The organism is Corynebacterium ulcerans (assembly GCF_900187135.1).
Lineage (GTDB): Bacteria > Actinomycetota > Actinomycetes > Mycobacteriales > Mycobacteriaceae > Corynebacterium > Corynebacterium ulcerans.
On record NZ_LT906443.1, the window covers coordinates 727,539 to 745,754 of the forward strand.

16 protein-coding genes, 1 tRNA gene and 1 other RNA gene are annotated in these 18,216 nt (G+C 55.1%); 7 read left to right on the plus strand and 11 right to left on the minus strand.

What is annotated here, in order from left to right:
- The first annotated feature begins 294 nt into the window (after window positions 1-294).
- Together CKV68_RS11330 and CKV68_RS03235 are read left to right on the plus strand one after the other, a co-directional pair.
- Window positions 295-666, plus strand: a complete 372-nt coding sequence (locus CKV68_RS11330; RefSeq protein WP_230847246.1) for a hypothetical protein — start codon at window positions 295-297, stop codon at window positions 664-666.
- A gap of 85 nt (window positions 667-751) precedes the next feature.
- The gene (locus CKV68_RS03235; protein WP_095075586.1) at window positions 752-2,407 is read left to right on the plus strand and encodes a CYTH and CHAD domain-containing protein; all 1,656 of its coding nucleotides are present in this window, start codon (window positions 752-754) and stop codon (window positions 2,405-2,407) included.
- Between the two features lie 69 nt (window positions 2,408-2,476).
- Here CKV68_RS03235 and CKV68_RS03240 read toward each other — a convergent pair whose 3' ends face one another.
- The gene (locus tag CKV68_RS03240; RefSeq protein WP_013911940.1) at window positions 2,477-2,662 is read right to left on the minus strand and encodes an SPOR domain-containing protein; all 186 of its coding nucleotides are present in this window, start codon (window positions 2,660-2,662) and stop codon (window positions 2,477-2,479) included.
- 220 nt (window positions 2,663-2,882) lie between these two features.
- Here CKV68_RS03240 and CKV68_RS03245 point away from each other — a divergent pair, with 220 nt between their 5' ends.
- Window positions 2,883-4,178, plus strand: coding sequence for a galactokinase family protein (locus CKV68_RS03245; RefSeq protein ID WP_014526054.1), 1,296 nt, complete (start codon window positions 2,883-2,885; stop codon window positions 4,176-4,178).
- Here the strand turns inward: CKV68_RS03245 and CKV68_RS03250 are convergent.
- From CKV68_RS03250 to cobC, 6 genes are all read right to left on the minus strand, one after another.
- Complete coding sequence (locus CKV68_RS03250) at window positions 4,175-5,560, minus strand: RNB domain-containing ribonuclease (protein WP_013911942.1); 1,386 nt, start codon at window positions 5,558-5,560, stop codon at window positions 4,175-4,177. The two genes, CKV68_RS03245 and CKV68_RS03250, sit on opposite strands and share 4 nt — an antisense overlap.
- Before the next feature lie 79 nt (window positions 5,561-5,639).
- Window positions 5,640-6,049: RNase P RNA component class A (gene rnpB, locus CKV68_RS03255), an RNA gene on the minus strand.
- Window positions 6,050-6,126: 77 nt separating this feature from the next.
- The gene (locus tag CKV68_RS03260) at window positions 6,127-7,269 is read right to left on the minus strand and encodes a bifunctional RNase H/acid phosphatase (RefSeq protein WP_095075587.1); all 1,143 of its coding nucleotides are present in this window, start codon (window positions 7,267-7,269) and stop codon (window positions 6,127-6,129) included.
- A complete protein-coding gene (locus CKV68_RS03265) occupies window positions 7,269-7,985 on the minus strand; it encodes a zinc ribbon domain-containing protein (protein WP_013911945.1) in 717 nt (238 codons plus the stop codon). Before CKV68_RS03265 ends, CKV68_RS03260 begins: the two co-directional genes overlap by 1 nt.
- 153 nt (window positions 7,986-8,138) lie before the next feature.
- Window positions 8,139-9,305, minus strand: coding sequence for a Nif3-like dinuclear metal center hexameric protein (locus CKV68_RS03270; RefSeq protein ID WP_095075588.1), 1,167 nt, complete (start codon window positions 9,303-9,305; stop codon window positions 8,139-8,141).
- Complete coding sequence (cobC, locus tag CKV68_RS03275; RefSeq protein ID WP_029975646.1) at window positions 9,302-10,444, minus strand: Rv2231c family pyridoxal phosphate-dependent protein CobC; 1,143 nt, start codon at window positions 10,442-10,444, stop codon at window positions 9,302-9,304. The genes CKV68_RS03270 and cobC overlap by 4 nt, the downstream gene beginning before the upstream one ends.
- 30 nt (window positions 10,445-10,474) lie before the next feature.
- Between cobC and CKV68_RS03280 the strand changes: the two genes are divergently transcribed.
- From CKV68_RS03280 to CKV68_RS03290, 3 genes are read left to right on the plus strand one after another with little or no spacing between them, the layout of a single operon-like run.
- Window positions 10,475-11,125, plus strand: a complete 651-nt coding sequence (locus CKV68_RS03280; protein ID WP_029975647.1) for an HAD-IA family hydrolase — start codon at window positions 10,475-10,477, stop codon at window positions 11,123-11,125.
- Window positions 11,106-11,615 (plus strand): low molecular weight protein-tyrosine-phosphatase, encoded by a 510-nt coding sequence (locus CKV68_RS03285; RefSeq protein ID WP_171483462.1) that lies wholly within the window; start codon window positions 11,106-11,108, stop codon window positions 11,613-11,615. Before CKV68_RS03280 ends, CKV68_RS03285 begins: the two co-directional genes overlap by 20 nt.
- Window positions 11,616-11,621: 6 nt before the next feature.
- Window positions 11,622-12,569 (plus strand): SURF1 family cytochrome oxidase biogenesis protein, encoded by a 948-nt coding sequence (locus CKV68_RS03290; RefSeq protein WP_095075589.1) that lies wholly within the window; start codon window positions 11,622-11,624, stop codon window positions 12,567-12,569.
- Between the two features lie 9 nt (window positions 12,570-12,578).
- On the opposite strand, the gene cbiB is transcribed toward CKV68_RS03290, so the two are convergent.
- The 3 genes from cbiB to CKV68_RS03305 form a co-directional block, all read right to left on the minus strand.
- Window positions 12,579-13,544: an adenosylcobinamide-phosphate synthase CbiB gene (gene cbiB / locus CKV68_RS03295; protein WP_095075590.1), complete on the minus strand. Its 966-nt coding sequence runs from the start codon at window positions 13,542-13,544 to the stop codon at window positions 12,579-12,581.
- 119 nt (window positions 13,545-13,663) lie between these two features.
- Window positions 13,664-13,736: transfer RNA gene (locus CKV68_RS03300), tRNA-Val, on the minus strand.
- A gap of 73 nt (window positions 13,737-13,809) precedes the next feature.
- Window positions 13,810-14,247 (minus strand): DUF3052 domain-containing protein, encoded by a 438-nt coding sequence (locus CKV68_RS03305; protein ID WP_014836645.1) that lies wholly within the window; start codon window positions 14,245-14,247, stop codon window positions 13,810-13,812.
- Window positions 14,248-14,420: 173 nt separating this feature from the next.
- Here CKV68_RS03305 and aceE point away from each other — a divergent pair, with 173 nt between their 5' ends.
- On the plus strand, window positions 14,421-17,156 hold the full coding sequence (aceE, locus tag CKV68_RS03310) for a pyruvate dehydrogenase (acetyl-transferring), homodimeric type (protein WP_013911953.1): 2,736 nt from the start codon (window positions 14,421-14,423) through the stop codon (window positions 17,154-17,156).
- A gap of 89 nt (window positions 17,157-17,245) precedes the next feature.
- Here the strand turns inward: aceE and CKV68_RS03315 are convergent, their stop codons facing one another.
- On the minus strand, window positions 17,246-18,211 hold the full coding sequence (locus CKV68_RS03315; protein ID WP_014836646.1) for an alpha/beta fold hydrolase: 966 nt from the start codon (window positions 18,209-18,211) through the stop codon (window positions 17,246-17,248).
- Window positions 18,212-18,216 lie beyond the last annotated feature (5 nt).

Consider the following 18,216-nt stretch of genomic DNA (forward strand, 5'->3'; position numbering starts at 1 on the left):
CTTCCCTGTACAGCAGATTTATCTCTACTTCATTGTGCCAGTAACCAACTCTACGAATGTCCAAGCAAAGAAGGGCCCATACCCATCTTGTTCCTCCACACATCTAACTCACACCAACAACCCAACCAAGAAGAAGTACCTGCGATACATCGAATTCAGCTTTCTCGCCCGCAGATGTCCAACAGTTTTACGTTATTGCAAGTACTTACGCTCAGCTATGGCTGCTGCTGCACTCTGATACACCCGCAAGGAATAGTGTCCGTCTTCGGAACAGCCTCTAATATTTTTCGCACGATGCACGCATTCACTACGCTCTGCGATAAAAGCCGCCAGTTGTTAAGCCGTTTTGAGTCTCCAACCACCAGTCAGACCTACGCAAGAAGCTTTCATACTGCCTTTGCTCTAGGAATCCATCAGAGAATTTCTCTCCCCTTAGCCTTTGACCAATTACGGTGTCGGCTATCCATATGGAATTGGCTTAGCCATAACCCGGCTTGTCTTAAAGCCTTAGAAGACTTTTACTCGTTAGCTCATCCGTATAAGCCCATCGCGCGCGATTCGATCGGCACCACAGACGGAAATTCGGCAGCAAAGATTGTGTGTCTTGCCGACGCACTCATGTGGTGCGACTGCCTCACATGTACAACTGGTTTGCAGGACATGTGATCTCTTCACGCTAGGCCACATCCTGATGCACTTTGCCTCAAAAATATACTGACGCTCTCGTACAAGAACTGGTAGAACTCAAAGCATGGGAATAACGCAACAGCTTGAGGTAGAAAGAAAATTTTCAGTCGCAGATGACCAACCCGCCCCGCATCTCTTAGAGATCGCTCGTGTGTCTAAGGTTGCTGAATCAACAGTTCACTCGTTGTCTGCGTTGTATTTTGATACTCCAGACCTCAGACTGTCTCGCGCAAAAATAGCCTTAAGACGCAGAACAGGCGGCAAAGACTCTGGGTGGCATCTCAAAATCTCCACCCCCGAGGGACGCATAGAAACTCATGCGCCGCTCGGAGACGACTCCGTGGAAGCTCCGAAGGTACCTGAAGAGCTACTCTCTTTTGTCCGTTCAATTATTCGTAACCAGCCTCTATCCCCCATCGCCAGAGTTGATAATGACCGTCACGAATCCCTGCTAGTAAACGACGAGGGAGAATGCCTCGCAGAATTTTGCGATGATCATGTCCGCGCCTGGTCATACCTACCTGGTGGGACCGAGTCCCAGTGGAGAGAATGGGAAATAGAAATAACCGCTTATAGCCAAGATCAAGGTCTCGGGACAGAGATTATCGAGTCTGCCGAAGCAGTGTTGATTAAACAAGGAGCTCACACGGCGCAGTCTTCTTCCAAGATTGCGCAGGCCTTGGGGAACTCTGTCAATAACGTTCCACTGCCCCCACAGGTAGCACAGCTCGATCCGCAGTCTCCTGAATACGCACTAATAGCTGCGTTAAAACGCAATCGCGACAAACTTGTAGCTCTGGACCCGTTAGTCAGGCAAGACGCATCCGATTCGATTCATCAAATGCGTGTAGCCACTCGTGAGCTACGCAGCCATATGCAGACATTTGATGGACTTCTTGGTGGAGAACGCTATAAACAGATTGAAAAAGACCTCAAGCTCTTTGCACGCATCCTTGGCACAGCCAGGGATGCAGAGGTGATAGCAGCTAGGTTTGAGAACCTTCTCAACCACAACAGTGACGGCATCTTGGACCCTGCAACATCGGAGTTCTTGCTTAAAGATATCCAACGCGATTATTCCCTGGCACACCGCAGAGTTGTGTCTACGCTAAACAGCCAACGTTATCTTGCTCTTTTAGACTCACTCGATGTGCTCTTAGCCGAACCCCCGATTCTCAGCGGAACTAAGAGCGGAGCTAAGGGGCCTGATCACGGGGTACCGCACGAGACGCATTCTGAGGCCGTGCTCTTCCATCATCTAGAAAAAACTATGCAGCGCTTACACGAGCAAGACCAGAAAGCACGCCGAGAGCATCAGGATGTAACGATCCCACTGGAACGTCGAGAAGCACATTTTCACGATGCCCGCAAAGCGGCAAAGAAGCTCCGTTACTCAGCTGAAGCTATCGGCGATTCCACGTCTTTAAACACCGATAAATTGTATGCCGCGTGTAAGCATCTCCAGACAGTACTGGGCGATTTCCAAGATGCCGTCACTTCGCGCGATCGTTTATATGAAAAGGCACTCCGCGCAGAACGTAAGGGGCTCTCTACTTTTGGGTACGGAGTCTTGTACCAACAAGAGCATCAGAACAGTATGAGTGCTCTCGGCAACTATCCCAAGGCTTTCTCCAAGGTGACTAAGGCATACCGAAAGTTCTCTAAAAGCGTAGAAAAGTTCCAGAAGAAGGCAGCGAAGAAGTCACGAAAACGTGATTAATCGTTGATCTCTATAGCGGCAAAGAGGCGGCCTATATAGACCGCCTCTTTGCCGCTAAGCACATAAGGATTAGTCTTCCCACTCCTCATCAGCAGCGTCCGCTGCCTCATTGCGCTCTTTTACTTTGTCAAGGGCGTGTTCTGCTTCTTCCCTCGTATCATAAGGCCCCATCCGGTGCTCAAAACTTGAGGTTTTCCCTTGTTCCACTTTTCCAGTGGCTTGGTTGTAGAACCACTTTTCATCTTCATGGTGCATGCTAAAACTCCTTGTATCAGGCTTGTGAACCACACTTCCTAGAGCAAAGCTCACATTCCAAGGATGCCACTATCTCGGTGGCGATGTCTATGATGCACAATTTGTCATGTTCTTGCGGGATGCCACAGGAGTAGCCTCCTAGTCTTTGCAAAACCACTAAAGTGAATGAAGCGCCGAGAATCACCGCGCCGTCGATCGTTTTTATGTAGAGGAGCTCCGTATGCCAGTGTGGCCCCACCCCGAGGTCAACGTTGTCGATCATGCACTACAACTGCATTCTCGTCGTATCGGATGCGAATCTGATCTCATTTCTGCCGCGTCAGCACCGGCAACGTGGTCGCTGATAGGAGACCACACTGATCATGCAGGCGGCGTGGTTTTAACAAGTTTGTCGGATCTGCGCACTGCCGTTGCTATTTCCCCACGGGGGGATGATCGGGTAAGCGTGAACTTTTACCAGTTCACGCAGACCGGAGAGTTATCAGAACTGCCCCCAACCACAGCCTCGCTTGAAGATGTCACACTCTGGCAGTCTTCTCTTACTTCCTCAGACGGATCTGCGCAAGCTGTCCCGAGCGCACCGGAGAACACAGAGGCCTCACGGCTCGCTGTTTTGATCTACACCATGGTTCATCGCCAAATGCTTAGCCGAGATTCGCGCGGATTCGACATCACGGTTATCAATCAGATTCCACCACATGCCGGTTTAGGCGAAAACGAGGCAATGCTGGTCGCTACCGCGTTGTCTTTAGCTGGCGATTATGAGGAGATTGACTCTGCCCCTGTGCGGGCAAAGTTTGCCGAGGTTTGTTTCCAAGCGGCTATAGCTATGGGTGACCGTCCGGTGTTACGTGCACGTTTCACTACTGCTTTGCGAGGAGCCACTGGCCAACTCAACATTATCGACTATGCCGATGGTTCGATCACTCAGGCTGCGCATCCGATCGGCGACCCCACCCGCACTGTTGCATTGGTTGTTGCTCCTCCCACGCATTCAGATCGGGCACAGGAAGTGTTGCGCCGAGAAAAGTTTATCGCGGAGGCCACTAAAGCCTTTGCTGCGGAAAGCTTGAGAATGCTCCCAGATGCGGAAAGCAGGGTCATCGATTGGTTGCGCGCTGTGCATGAGATCAAAGGACCGGACGATATCCCTCCTATCGAGGAAGCAACCCAGTGGCTAGATTTTTTGACCACAGAAACCTCGGCAGCTTTAGAACTAACGCAGGCCGTTCGTTCACGCAGGCATGCCGACATGTTTCCCCTGCTGTGTAATTCACAAGCGAATACAGAAAAACTCTATGGCGTCACGGGTGCAGACTCTGCGCTAGCTCAACTATGTCTGGTCCGAGGTGCGCTCAGCGCCCGCAGTGCCGCAGCCGGTTTATCAGACGCAGTTGTTGTGCTGGTGGAGCGTTCTCGCGTAGAAAACTTTGCTGCTGATGCCTCGGCAGACGGGCTTACCGTTGTAGAGCTTCTCGACGGCCACGTGGCCGCCCCAGCTCTTAGCACTTCTTAATCCGCAGGCCAGGCGAAGCGTATCTCACGTTTCTCCACATCTGTGCTGACCAATGTCACAATAGTTTGTTCTCCGACGGCCGGTAGCCCCAAGCACTCCGCGATAACGGGCGGATCTTCTACAAAGATCCTAGAACTCGTGTTGGCCGCATTATTACTCAGGACCACAGCTGTGAAATTGTGTCCGACCCACGGGGCGAGCACTGTGGCTTCTGTGAGGTCAAGGCACGCCTTATCCACTGCGCTCGCTGTTGTACTACTGTGTTTCATCGCAGCTACGGCCTCGGAAAGAGTGTCGCTCACCCACGAGGGAATCGGCTGCTGGTGAAACAAAGACAGACATATTTCTGTGGCGTAACGGTCTATGAGGCGCCGCAATGGTGCGGTGACATGCGCATAATAGCCTCCCACCCCTGCATGGACTTCTGCTGTTTCTTCTCCTAAGACTCGGTACTCGGCGCCCCTCAGTAGCTTCTGCGCTGCTCGCATCAACACCATCGACCGTGGTTCTTCCAAAGAAATGCTGTCAAGATCTACGTCTGCTGGAAAGCCCAACGCTATGGCTTCTTGGGCGAAGGCTTCCAACGCGCTTTTGCTAGCGGGGGCAAGGGTACGCAGAACGCCCACTCCGTGCTTAGCCATCAGGTTTCCGGCACACATTCCGGCAAGCAGGGAAATCTCAGAGTTGGCATCCATAGATTCATAACGAGGTTCGATCACCAGGTGGATCTCTCCGTCCGGTTCTTTTTCTACGCTTTGGCTGGGCATACGCAGATTTACTGCAGTTGACCGCAGCTTGCTGTGCCGACGTACACGCCCGACTTCAAATAAGTAAAGAAGTGAGGGATGCAGCGAGCCATCTGTGTGATCCTGTTGGACACGCTCATAATCAAACCGAGCACGGCTACGCACTAATGCCCTATCAAGCCTAAAATCGATCACTTCCCCTGCGGGATCAATATCAATGGTCCACAACACGGCCGGTCGATCCACGGTCGGTAAGAGGCTCGCTGCGCCCTCAGAAAGCGCGGCCGGGTGCAGCCGTGCTGGCTCGTCCGGGAGATAGATTGTTTGTCCTCTACGTAAAGACTCCTGCGCCACCAGGTCGCCCCCGCCATAGTTCAAGAAAGCGGCAACATCGGCGATTGCATAAAAGATACGAAACCCCTCAGGCGTTTTCTCAATGCATACCGCTTGATCGAGGTCTTGTGAGCCAGCTGGGTCGATCGTTACTAGCTCAATATCGCGCCGATCTATTCGGCGGTCCGGGAGGGCGTCGACAAGCTGGCGCGCCTGGTTTTCTACATCTTGAGGAAATCGCGTGGTCACACCGTATTCATCTGCGATCGCACCAAAATCAAGGAAGGCGGCATAGAGCTTCATGCTTTCCGATCATGGCATATTCTGGGCAACTCCGCCTGTCGAATTCTTCAACAGACTTTTGTGCGCAAAAAGAATAAGGCGAATGAGCCAACCTATAAGCCGGATTCTGTACCCCTTTTCAAGCAAAGGGGCGGCGATCATCCATCTGGACGTACCATCGCTGGCCGCCTCAAGCAGCTACCCACGGACTCAGGCGAGCAGCCCTCAAACATCCGTGCAGACATACCCGAAGGTACGCCCTAATGCCTTGCTCCCAGTGGGGTTTACCCAGCCAGACTAGTCACCTAGCCTGCTGGTGCGCTCTTACCGCACCGTTTCACCCTTACCCAGAAGAATCTGGGCGGTCTACTTTCTGTTGCACTTGCCCGCAGGTCACCCTGGGTTGTTGTTAACAATCACCGTGCTCTGTGGAGTCCGGACTTTCCTCGACCACAGGCCGCACGCTGTGAAAACGGCGGTACCTGTAGTCGCGATCGCCCAGTCGGCTCATTCGCTGTTGTGACTCTACTACTATGTGCCACAAGCTGCTAATTCTGCAGGAATAGAGCGCGCGGTTCTCACGAGGCCTAGCGCAGATACGACGTGTCATTGACCAGTCGAACGCACGTGGGACCATCCGAGTAAAACTCCGCAATGGATAAAGACGCTAAGTCAAGGTGCATCCGATGGAACATTCCGGCGGAGGCATCAAGCGCCTGACGCAGGATGGATTTGATGGGAGTCACATGGCTCACCACGAGGATGGTGGCCTCCCCGTACTCACGCTGCAGTTCTTCCCTCACTCGTTTTATCCGCCGATGAGCCTGCACAAGTGATTCTCCTCCAGGGGGAGCAACCTTGGGGTCTGCAAGCCATTGCTGATGTAGCTCTGGGTCTGATTCATGGGCTTGGCTGAAGGTCAGGCCGTCCCATTGCCCAAAGTCCATTTCTCTCAGATCATCCAGAGTCCGGATATCGCTCATCCCGAGGGCTTGTGCAGCTGCCGACGCCGTTTCTTGGCAGCGTTTGAGCGGGGATGACACAATCACGTCAATTCCCCCACGGGAGGTGAGGTATTGCGCGGCGCGCTCTGCTTGATAGCGCCCTAGCTCGGACAGACTCGGGTCACTAAGCCCGCTGTATTGCCGTGCCGCAGACATCGGTGTTTGCCCGTGGCGCAACAGAAGGAATCGGGTGGCATCTGTGGTCGCACCGTTCCATGTTTTTGGCGCAGTAGCGTGTTGGTCTCCAGCGCAATCGTCTTTCTTCGTTGCCGGCTCGGGGTGGGAATCGCCGCCTAGATCCAGGAATCCAGGCTGTGCTCCTTGTGCCAAGGCGTCCATGGCTTTATTGGCCAACTCATCTGCTCGCGCATTCTGCTTACGCGGAATCCATGTGTACGTGATCGAAGCAAACCCCGAGGCGATATCCCTACAGGTGAGGGCAAGCTCTTTCATGTCAGGGTGTTTGATTTTCCAACGTCCCGACATCTGTTCCACCACAAGTTTGGAGTCCATCAGGACATCCACTTCTGTTGCTCCCAGCTCCCGAGCGGCAGTCAACCCGTTCAGGAGCGCGTGGTATTCCGCAACATTATTTGTCGCAGTGCCCACGATGTAGGCCAGGCGACGCAGAATGGTGGTGTGGGTGGCGTCGAAAAGCACGGTCCCGGATCCGGCAACGCCTGGATTTCCGCGAGAACCTCCGTCTGCTTCGATAATGACCTTCATCAGCTTGCCTGCCTCACAAGATAGCTGCCGCAGTCAGGGCACTGGGGAAGAATATTCATGGGGGTATTGCGAATCATAGAAACATCCGCTGGCGGAAGGATAATAAAGCAACCGCCGCAACTACGTCCGTTAAACGCAGCCACGCCTACGTCGTTGATGTCGCGCTGCGAATCAAACTCCACGATGATGTCCTCTGGCAACAAATCCCGCAATTGGGTGATTCTTTCCTCTTGGGTTGCTGCGGTGGTGTCTACGGGAAGGGCTTCCAGGGCTCTGCGGGCTGCCTCGATTTTGGTGTCTGTGTCCACGACTCGCGCTTGGTTAACCTCAAGGTTATTGCGCAAGGCGTGGATCTCATTATGAGCTTCTTGCAGCTCACTCATAAGATCTGCGATGCGGGACTTGGCGGAATATATGTCGTGCTTAATATCACGCCGCCGCTCAATATCGGTCTCTGCGGTGAGCTGACGTTTACCGTCTTGTTCACGGCGACGCAGTTTGCGCTCGTCTTCCTGGATACGGCGAATCTCTAGTTCCATATCATCGACGGCCATCTGCGCGGCGGCGGCTGCCTCGCGATTACGAGACTGCTCACTCATCAGCCGATCAAGTTCTTCTTGTTCCTCGCTGACCTTTGGCGCCACACTCGTGGATGCCGCGCGGGTGATGGTGGACAACTCCAGCAGCAGCGGTTGTAGTGTGCGATCAAGCTTCATGAGAGTCCTTACCTTCAGGTTTCTGTAGTCTTTGTCGAGTTATCACAGGCTCGTTCCAGTCGGCGACGAGCGCAAGCAAGCCCTTAATCATAGCCTTTCAGGTCAAAGGAAGAAACGGCCGCGACCATTGCTTTAAGCTTCTCGACGCCCACCTTATAACGACTTTTCCCCAACCGACTGCGGATGCGCCGACAGCGTCCACGGATCAGTTCTGATAGGCACAATATCCACCGTTACGTCTGGCAACGCACGTGCCAGAATCTCCGAGGCCTGTTCCGTCCATGGATATTCGCTAGCCCAATGCGCTGTGTCCACCAGGAATGGTCCGTCCGCCCGGCGCGACTCATCGGCTGGGTGATGGCGCAGATCAGACGTCACATACACGTCAACGCCTAGCCGTGCTACGGCATCCAGGAAGGAGTCCCCTGAGCCAGATGACACTGCGATCGTCTGTACTAGTGCCTCGGGGTCTCCTGCGGCACGCACGCCCCAGCTTGTTTCGGGGAGCGCATTAGCTACTTGTTGGACAAAATCGGCAAAAGGCATGGGTTCTGGCAGCGTTCCTACCCGGCCGAGCCCATAAGCTTGGGAAAGATCCTGTGTGTCTTCCATGCTCACTACGTCAAAAGCTGGTTCTTCATAGGGATGGGTGGCGCGCAGCGCCGTCATAATCGCGTTGCGTACAGCGCGCGGCGCAACGAATTCGACTCTTATTTCGGGGCCTGAGTGAAGATCCCCAGGAACTCCTGTGTGGGGAGTGGCGTCTTTGTCAGGCAGGAATTGTCCTGTGCCTGTGACGTCAAAGCTGCACTCCGAATATTTGCCGATCTGCCCCGCGCCGGCGTCGAAAAGCGAGCGCTTGACGGATTCCACGGCCTCCACGGGTACCTGCACTCCCCACTTGTCTATTCCTTGTGGTTTGGGCTGTACGGGACGGCCCGGCACGATGCCAACGAGTTCAGCGAGCTTGTCGTTGACCCCGGGGCGCGCGGAATCCGCGTTGGTATGGGCGGCAAAGAGCGCAACTCCCCCACGAATCAGGGTATGTATGACTTTGCCCTTAGGAGTATCCGCAGCCACGGAGGTCACGCCACGCAACAACAATGGGTGATGCACGATAAGCATGTCGGCTTCTGCGTTGACCGCGGCTTCCGCAACTTCTTGGGTGCAATCAAGCGCTACAACGATTTTGTGCACCTCTTGCTGAGGATCACCGCAGATGAGACCCACTGCATCCCATTTTTCTGCAAGGTACGGCGGATAAGCTTCCTCCATAACGGAACGTACATCTGCGACTGTGGGCTGGGTATTCTGAGTCACTTCGGGTCTACTCCAATCTGCTGTAGCTTTTCTATCAGCTCACCAACGTACTCACGGGGTCTAACCGCTAAGCGCCAATAGGTTGAGTCTAGGCCAGGGAAAGTGTCACAGCGCCTCACAGCGATGCCCAGGCTTAATAGCTCCCTACGCATGTGCTCGGCATCCCCACGCATCTCAGCTGGCGGTTGGACAAGGATAAAAGGGGCCACTGACGGGGCTACTAGGCTAAAACCAGCCTGTTCCAGTTGCTCCACCATGTCTTTCCTGTGCTGGATTACAGCGCTTCTCAAGGCCTCCAGCTGGCTGACTCCCGTCGTCATGATGGACTCAATAGCGCGAAAGGCCAGACTTCCCACCGGCCAGTGAGCTCTTCCATGAGTGAGCGTGTGAATCACTTCGGGGCTCGCCACCAGATACCCCACTCGCAAACCTGCGATTGACCAGGTCTTGGTAAGGCTTCTTAAAACTATTACGTCGTCAAAATGAGAGTGCGGATCCCCAGCTTTGCCGGGCCCTATCATCGATTCAGTTTCCCCCACGATGTCCATAAATGCTTCGTCTACAACGAGGTGACGACCAGGAGAGCGAAGCCCACAGAGCTGATCAACGCTGTGGAGCACTCCCGTGGGGTTGGTGGGGTTACCGATGACTACCATGTCTGGTCCCCTGTCCTCGACGGATTCCAGAGAAAGGGTGCCATCCAGTGTGAAAGGCTCGGGGACGATGATGCGCTGGAGTTCCACGCCGGCGTCGAAAAGCACAAGGTCTGGTTCGCTGAAGCTCGGATGAATAAGCGTTGCTTTAGTGGGTTTAAGCTGGGGAAGCATGGCAAAGCCCTCAGAAGCACCGCACAGGATAAGCACGTGATCAGGTGAAATTCCGTGGTATTGAGCGATCAACTGTCGCGCAGACTCATCCTGCTCATCGTGAGGGTACTCGGCAAGATGGGAGAGCTCCGCAGCCAGATCTGCCACAAGCCACTCCGGTGGCGTCGGATCTGCAACGTTGACCGCAAAATCCAATCGCGCTCCTCGAGCATCAATATCGCCGTGAAGTCGCGACAACGGTGGGACGATAGGAGCGCTTAGTGCCTTGTCGGTGGCTGCCGTAACTAAGGCGTGGGGAGAACGGTGTAACACTGATCCGAGTTTAGTGGGAAACTACAAAGTATGAGCACTCTTCTGATTGACGTTGATGGCACTATCGTTCGGTCCTACCCAGGCATCCGAACCAGTTTTATCGAGGCAATGAATCACATCGGGCATCCTGTCCCCGACGAAGATTGGCTCCATCGCATACCGGGACCTCCTATGGATGAGACTATGCGTTCCCTCAATCTGGATCCGGACACAACGTCTGCCGCTCTTGCTGCTTTCCGACGCCACTACGACGGCGGCGGCTGGCGCGATTGCGAACTTTTTGCCGGTTGGGCCGAGGCGCTACCCGAATGGAAAGCACAAGGTCTTCGTATCTGCACGGCAACAAGTAAGTCGGAGAGTCTGGCCCGCGAGGTCTTGACGGAACTGGGGGTGGCTCACCATTTTGATTTCATCGGCGGCGCTGATGCTACAGAGGGAAGAAAAACAAAATCACACGTCATCGCTCATGTGCTGCAGTCCATGAACGTGGAGACTGGGAACTCAGATATCCTCATGATCGGAGATCGTTTCCATGACGTTGAGGGGGCCCAAGAATACGGGATCCCCACAGCGCTCGTCGGCTGGGGCCATGGCAGCCCCAGCGAGTGGGAAAGCGCACGCTTCTATGCTTCTGATATGGCGGATTTGAAAGGAATTGTCCGTGACTTCTTCGACTTCTGAACACAATCCCCGCACTTCTCTCCACATTGTGTTTGTCTGCACCGGTAATATCTGCCGCTCACCGATGGGAGATGTGATTCTGCGTAGTGTCATAGAAGACGAAGGACTAGAACCATACGTCACAGTAAGCTCATGCGGCACGGGCGGGTGGCATATCGGACAAAAGGCGGATAAACGCGCGCTGGCTGAGCTCCGTCGTGCCGGATACGATGGCGACAGCCACCGAGCGGCACAACTTGGCGAAAAACACGAGGATGCGGACTTGTTTATTGCACTCGACAGCAGCCACCGCAATGCGCTGCTGCGTTATGGTTTCGCCCCCGATAAAGTCCGGTTGCTACGCACCTTCGATCCAGCTGCGCACACTTATGACGTCGAAGATCCCTACTACGGCGATGCTCACGATTTTGAGATTGCCCGCGTGCAGATTGAGTCTGCGATGCCACAACTCTTAGAGTGGATCAAACACGAGCTCCAGGAGAAAAGGTGATCAACCGTGTCTAGGTCTACAAGGCGAGCATCAGTGTGGCGGATTTTTCTCAAACCGGGGTGGGTCATCACCGCAGTTTTAGCAATCGCGTTTTCTTACTTTGCCATCACTGTGCTCTCCCCTTGGCAGCTAAACAAAGATCATGACATCGTTGCCCGCAACACTCATATCGAGCAGGCTTTTGATACCGACCCCTCCACCATCACTGATCTCTTTGACAGCGCGGGCAACATCAAAGGCGATAACGAGTGGATGCGAGCAACGCTAACGGGACGCTACCTCCCGGATAAAGAAGTTTTGCTGCGGATGCGTCCTGTTGACGGCTCGCCTGCTTATCAGTCGTTGGTTCCCTTCCAATCCGAGAACGGGCAAACGCTCCTGGTCAATAGAGGCTTTATTCCCCTCGAAGCCGGAAAACCGCCTCGCTTAGATAAGGCCCCCTCAGGTGTAGTGACCATCGTGGGGCATGCGCGCCATAACGAGGGAATCCCCGCTACACCACCGCTCACCGCAGATGGCTACACGCAGGTCAACGGAATTAGCACGGAACAAATCAGCACGCTTATCGACGCCCCCCTGGGGATCGACTATCTCCAACTAGCAAGCGATCAACCCGGTGAAGTCCACGCCATGCCGATCCCTAAGCTCGATCGCGGCAACCACCTCTCCTACGGATTCCAGTGGATCGCGTTCGGTGTCATGGCCCCGCTAGCAGTGATCTATTTTGTCTGGGCCGAGATCAAAGAACGCCGGCGGGCTAAGGAAGAGGAAGCCCAAATGCAAGAGGCTGCCCAATACACTGCTGCCGAAAAACACACAGACGTCAACGCAACTGCCTCTCGTCAGGAGACAGAAACAAAAACAGATCGCGTTGCTGCCACCATGCGCAGTAGGTACGGCAGCACCCGGAGTACTGCCCCACGGAAGCGCGATCACCGTCGAGACAACTTCTAGACCCGCTCTTCAGCTACGGCCTCGCTGTGCTCGTGACACTATTTGCTGCAAAGCCACCACAGTCAAGGCCACCAACGTCTGAGTCCACCGAGACAGCGAGACGGCAGTTGTGATCGTCTCTGTTGTAGGGGCCGGACCACGCCCCAACATCGGCCGCATTTCTACGCCATGAGGGTACTGTGTAGCCCCTCCGAGTTGCACACCCATAGCGGCCGCCGCTGTGGCTTCTACCGGCCCAGCGTTCGGGCTGGGGTGCTGGGGAGCGTCTTCACGCCAAGCACGCACGGCGCTGCGTCCGCGTCCCATGACTGCTGCGGCACCCACATGGACGACAGCGGTGACGCGCGCGGGCACGTACGCGAGGACGTCGTCAAGCTTTGCTGCAGCCCACCCGAACTCGCTATAGCGCTCGTTTTTATAGCCCACCATCGCATCCAATGTGTTCACACACCGATGCCCCACTACTGCCGGGGCACCAAAAACAGACCAGACCAAGGGCGCGATGGTGGCATCCGATGTATTTTCCGCTAGCGATTCCACTGTCGCGCGCGCAATCCCCTGTTCATCGAGTTTGTTGGGGTCCCGGGAGCACAGCCACGGTACGAGAGCACGCGCCGTGGCTATATCGCCGTGGGCTAATGCACGGACCATCCGCGTTCCGGTTTTCTCCAAGGTGGTTCCACCCAACGCGCCAAAAAGAGAAGCAGCAAGCATAAATCTAGGCATGCGTCGCGCCGCCACAGCGCTAAGGACAACCGGAGGTAAGACAGTGGCAGCGACAAAAACAGCACCGGCTTTCTTACTAGGGCGATACACCCGTTTTTCCATATACTGCGCATACCGACCAAAAATCGCCACGGGATGCCACCGACCACCGGGGTCTCCCAGCATCCTGTCGAGGGCTACTCCGGCGATTACTCCCAGTGCCAATGATTTCTTGGGATACGGCGTGGACTGTGGGACTAGCTCGGGCACGTTATTGCACTCTCCCTTTTAAAAACGAAAAGGGGTGGAGCTACCAAGTGGCTCCCCAACGATGGTCATGAAACGCAAAGCGGCGACTCCTTGTTCTAAGGAGCCACCGCTTGCATTTGTGCGCCCTGACGGGATCGAACCGCCGACCTGCTGGGTGTAAACCAGCTGCTCTTCCAGCTGAGCTAAAGGCGCATACTTCCGATACATCAGACCTGCTGAGGCATCGGAAAGAATACTAACACGAAGTGGTACTAGTAATGCAAAGTCACTGCTTATTGCCCCTTTGCACCAAGCAAGAACCTTGCCAGGAGCCAAGTCTTTCGGCTTTTGTTTGTACGAGCCCTGCGAGTTGAGCAGACTCGGAAATCTCACCCGGATCGAGTGCACCGGATTTACCGGCCCCCGGACTGAGCAACCAAATACGGCCGTTTTCAGCAAGGGGTCGAACAGCGTCGACTAGTCCATCGACCAAGTCTCCGTCGTCTTCGCGCCACCACAACAAGACAACGTCGCATGCTTCGTCCGTGTCTTCGTCGAGAAGCTCCTCGCCGATAATGTCTTCTAGTGCTTCACTTATGGAGCTATCGCAATCTTCGTCCCAGCCGACTTCTTGCACTGTCATGTCGGCGGTGACACCAAGGCGGAGAGCGTGGTTTACGCCTACGGCCTCAGAATTCTTCTCCTTGAAATCTTGAGCGTTCATCGACAATAAACTCTACAACCATATGCTCGTTTTCTCTTCTTTTCATGCTGGTTTTTCAGGAAAAACCTGATCGGTAAGGAGTAATTCCCCCCTAACACGTATCCTGTAGATCAAACCGTGTGTCGATGCATGACCCGCGCATCGGCGGATTTCTCTCTACTTGGAGGTGGCGAATGCCTGACCCAACCATTGGGAAGCGTCCTGAGGACACTAACTTCGCGTTGATTCGCGATGGTGTGGCTTCTTATCTGAACGACTCGGATCCCGAGGAAACCCGCGAGTGGCTCGAATCCCTCGACGGGATGCTGGAAGGATCCAGTCTCGAGCGAGCCCGCTTCCTGATGCTCCGTTTACTTGAGCGAGCATCTGCTCGTCGCGTGCCGTTACCCCCAATGACCTCGACAGATTACGTCAACACGATTCCTACCACTATGGAGCCAGAGTTCCCGGGTGATGAGGAAATCGAGAAGCGCTATCGTCGTTGGATTCGATGGAACGCTGCGATCATGGTGCACCGCGCACAGCGCCCAGGGATCGGAGTAGGCGGACATATCTCCACCTACGCTGGCGCTGCACCACTCTACGAAGTGGGTATGAACCACTTCTTCCGTGGTAAAGATCACCCCGGCGGAGGCGACCACATCTTCTTCCAGGGACATGCTTCACCGGGCGTCTACGCCCGCGCATTCATGGAAGGTCGCCTCACCGAAGACGACCTTGATGGCTTCCGTCAGGAAGTTTCCCGCCCACAGGGGGGACTACCTTCCTACCCCCACCCACACGGGATGGAAGATTTCTGGGAGTTCCCCACCGTGTCGATGGGCCTCGGCCCCATGGATGCTATTTACCAAGCGCGCTTCAACCGCTACTTGCATAACCGCGGCATCAAAGACACGTCTGAGCAACACGTCTGGGCCTTCCTCGGCGACGGCGAGATGGACGAGCCAGAGTCTCGTGGCCTCATCCAAATGGCTGCGCTGAACAACCTGGATAACCTCACGTTTGTTATCAACTGCAACCTGCAGCGTCTCGACGGTCCCGTCCGCGGCAACACCAAGATCATCCAGGAGCTCGAGTCCTTCTTCCGCGGCGCTGGTTGGTCAGTGATCAAGGTTGTGTGGGGCCGCGAGTGGGATCAGCTCTTCGAGGCAGACAAAGAGGGTGCTCTCGTTGATCTGATGAACACCACCTCTGACGGCGATTTCCAGACCTTCAAGGCTAACGACGGCGCATACGTCCGCGAGCACTTCTTCAACCGCGATCCTCGCACAGCCAAGCTCGTCGAAGACTGGACAGACGAGGAAATCTGGAACCTCCGCCGCGGCGGCCACGATTACCGCAAGATTTACGCTGCTTATAAGCGTGCGTTGGAGACCAAGGACCGCCCAACGGTCATTCTGGCCCACACGATTAAGGGCTACGGTCTTGGGCACAACTTCGAGGGGCGCAACGCGACCCACCAGATGAAGAAGCTCACCCTCGACGATCTGAAGAAGTTCCGCGATAAGCAGGGCGTTCCGATCACCGACGAGCAGCTGGAAAAGGATCCATACCTCCCGCCGTACTACCACCCAGGTGAGGATGCTCCGGAGATCAAGTACATGCTTGAGCAGCGTAAGCGGCTTGGAGGCTTTGTCCCTGAGCGTCGTGAGTCCTACACCCCGGTGGAGGTCCCACCGCTAGACAAGCTTCGCAGCCTGCGTAAGGGCTCCGGTAAACAGCAGGTGGCCACCACCATGGCTGTTGTTCGTGCGTTCAAGGAGCTCATGCGTGATCCTGAGCTAGGAAAGCGCATCGTCCCGATCATCCCTGATGAGGCCCGCACCTTTGGTATGGACTCCTGGTTCCCCACCATGAAGATCTACAACCCTCACGGTCAGAACTACGTGCCGGTTGACCACGATCTGATGCTCTCCTACCGCGAGGCAGCAGACGGACAGATCCTGCACGAGGGCATCAACGAGGCCGGTTCCACCGCAGCGTTTATCGCAACGGCGACTTCTTACGCCACCCATGGCCAGGTCATGATCCCGCTGTACATCTTCTACTCGATGTTCGGCTTCCAGCGCACTGGCGACTCCTTCTGGGCTGCAGGCGACCAGATGGCCCGTGGATTTATCCTCGGTGCTACTGCTGGCCGCACCACACTCACCGGTGAAGGTCTCCAGCACATGGATGGACATTCCCAGATCATCGCGTCGACCAACCCCAGCGTGGTCTCCTATGACCCCGCATTCTCCTATGAGATCGCGCACCTGCTGCGTGAGGGCATCGACCGCATGTACGGCCCAGGCCGTGGCGAAAACGTCATGTACTACCTGACCATCTACAACGAGCCTATCTCTCAGCCTGCAGAGCCTGAGGATCTCGATGTAGAGGGCCTCCACAAGGGTATTTACCTATATGAGAAGGCTCAGGGTGGCGAGCATGAGGTTTCCTTGCTCGCTTCCGGTATCGGAATGCAGCAGGCGCTCCGTGCTCGGGATATTCTGCGCGATGAGTTCAACATCGGTGCGAATATCTTCTCCGTCACTTCCTGGGTTGAGCTGGCACGAGAAGGCCAGGAAAAGAACCGTCAAGCGCTGCGCCACCCGGAAACTGATCCAGGCGAGGCCTTCGCTACAACCCAGCTAAAGAAGGGCAACGGCCCTTACATAGCAGTCTCCGACTTTGCTACGGATCTCCAGGAGCAAATCCGCCGCTTTGTCCCAGGCCACTACACCACGTTGGGTGCAGACGGTTTCGGCTTCTCTGATACCCGTCCGGCTGCCCGTCGTTTCTTCAACATCGACGCAGAGTCTGTTGTTGTGGCTACCCTCAACGCACTTGCACATGAGGGCAAGATTGATCGTTCTGTTGCAGCCGAGGCTGCGCAGCGCTTCCATCTCACTGACCCGACTAAGGCATAATCACACGTCCTTATCGCGTTAGGCCGGTGCCCGCACAGTATGTGCATGGCACCGGCCTTCGGTGTTTTCTAAGACTAAAAGCGTTGGGGTCAAGCTGTGGGCAGTTTCCCCACGGAGTGAGCGTGCTCGATCATCTGATCAATCGCCTTATTCACTATCGCAGGCTGCTCCAAAATGATCATGTGCCCGGTATCAGGCGCGACTTGCAGGCCAGCATCTGGCCACAGACTGACAATCCTTTGCGCCTGGCTGAGCGGGGTGACCGAATCTTTTTCTCCTACGATAACTACGCCTTCTATCCCGCTAAGGAGTCTCGCCCCTTCCACTTCTTCATGCTCTTGCAAATCATCGAGGAACCCCACGAATGTGGAAAGAGGGGTCTCGTTAATCAGCTGAGCATGAAAATCGATGACGCTAGGAGGCATAGGAGTCTGGAATACCGTTACTGCCAGCGTGGGAGCCACCAAAGCGGCTATAGATTCTCTGAGCGTGGCGGTCTCTGCCGGAGACGCTTCCACTGCATTACGGATTTTCTCTGCCACAGGTAGGGCTAAGACCTGAGGCACTCCTTGGCTGGCAAAGGAGTCTACGGCTGTGGCTACCAAAACTAACCCTGCAGTATGCGTCCGAAATTCGGGATAGCGACGCAAGAAATTAATCGCCACCATTCCACCGAGTGAGTGCCCCACTATAACAAGGGGACCATTGGGCTTCACCGCTTCTAAAACCCGCGCTACATCATCAGCAGCGCCGTCGAGAGTGCAATCTTCTACGGAGTATTCCCCCGTGCTCCCGTGTCCACGTAAGTCCATGAGAACGCAGCGGGCTTCATGCGCAACGTGAGCTACCTGTAGATGCCACGCTGAGGCCGCCAATGTAAAGCCATGGATAAAGACGACGGTAACGTCAGCATCTTCAGGCCCGTCTAGGTAATAACGGATTCTGCCGGTTGTGCGGGACTCGCTATAAAACCTTTCATGTACTGTGTTGTGTTTCTTTGCGTGGGCAAGAGCTTGTCGACGCCGGCCCTTGCGCGTCAATCGAGGCAGTCGCATGCGTT

What these genes read in the sequence shown, in the direction of transcription:
- CKV68_RS03240 (WP_013911940.1), bottom strand. Translation starts at nt 2,662, where the DNA reads ATGCACCATGAAGATGAAAAGTGGTTCTACAACCAAGCCACTGGAAAA.
- CKV68_RS11330 (WP_230847246.1), top strand. Translation starts at nt 295, where the DNA reads ATGCACGCATTCACTACGCTCTGCGATAAAAGCCGCCAGTTGTTAAGC.
- CKV68_RS03245 (WP_014526054.1), top strand. Translation starts at nt 2,883, where the DNA reads ATGCCAGTGTGGCCCCACCCCGAGGTCAACGTTGTCGATCATGCACTA.
- CKV68_RS03250 (WP_013911942.1), bottom strand. Translation starts at nt 5,560, where the DNA reads ATGAAGCTCTATGCCGCCTTCCTTGATTTTGGTGCGATCGCAGATGAA.
- CKV68_RS03260 (WP_095075587.1), bottom strand. Translation starts at nt 7,269, where the DNA reads ATGAAGGTCATTATCGAAGCAGACGGAGGTTCTCGCGGAAATCCAGGC.
- CKV68_RS03305 (WP_014836645.1), bottom strand. Translation starts at nt 14,247, where the DNA reads ATGAACGCTCAAGATTTCAAGGAGAAGAATTCTGAGGCCGTAGGCGTA.
- aceE (WP_013911953.1), top strand. Translation starts at nt 14,421, where the DNA reads ATGCCTGACCCAACCATTGGGAAGCGTCCTGAGGACACTAACTTCGCG.
- CKV68_RS03265 (WP_013911945.1), bottom strand. Translation starts at nt 7,985, where the DNA reads ATGAAGCTTGATCGCACACTACAACCGCTGCTGCTGGAGTTGTCCACC.
- CKV68_RS03315 (WP_014836646.1), bottom strand. Translation starts at nt 18,211, where the DNA reads ATGCGACTGCCTCGATTGACGCGCAAGGGCCGGCGTCGACAAGCTCTT.
- CKV68_RS03280 (WP_029975647.1), top strand. Translation starts at nt 10,475, where the DNA reads ATGAGCACTCTTCTGATTGACGTTGATGGCACTATCGTTCGGTCCTAC.
- CKV68_RS03235 (WP_095075586.1), top strand. Translation starts at nt 752, where the DNA reads ATGGGAATAACGCAACAGCTTGAGGTAGAAAGAAAATTTTCAGTCGCA.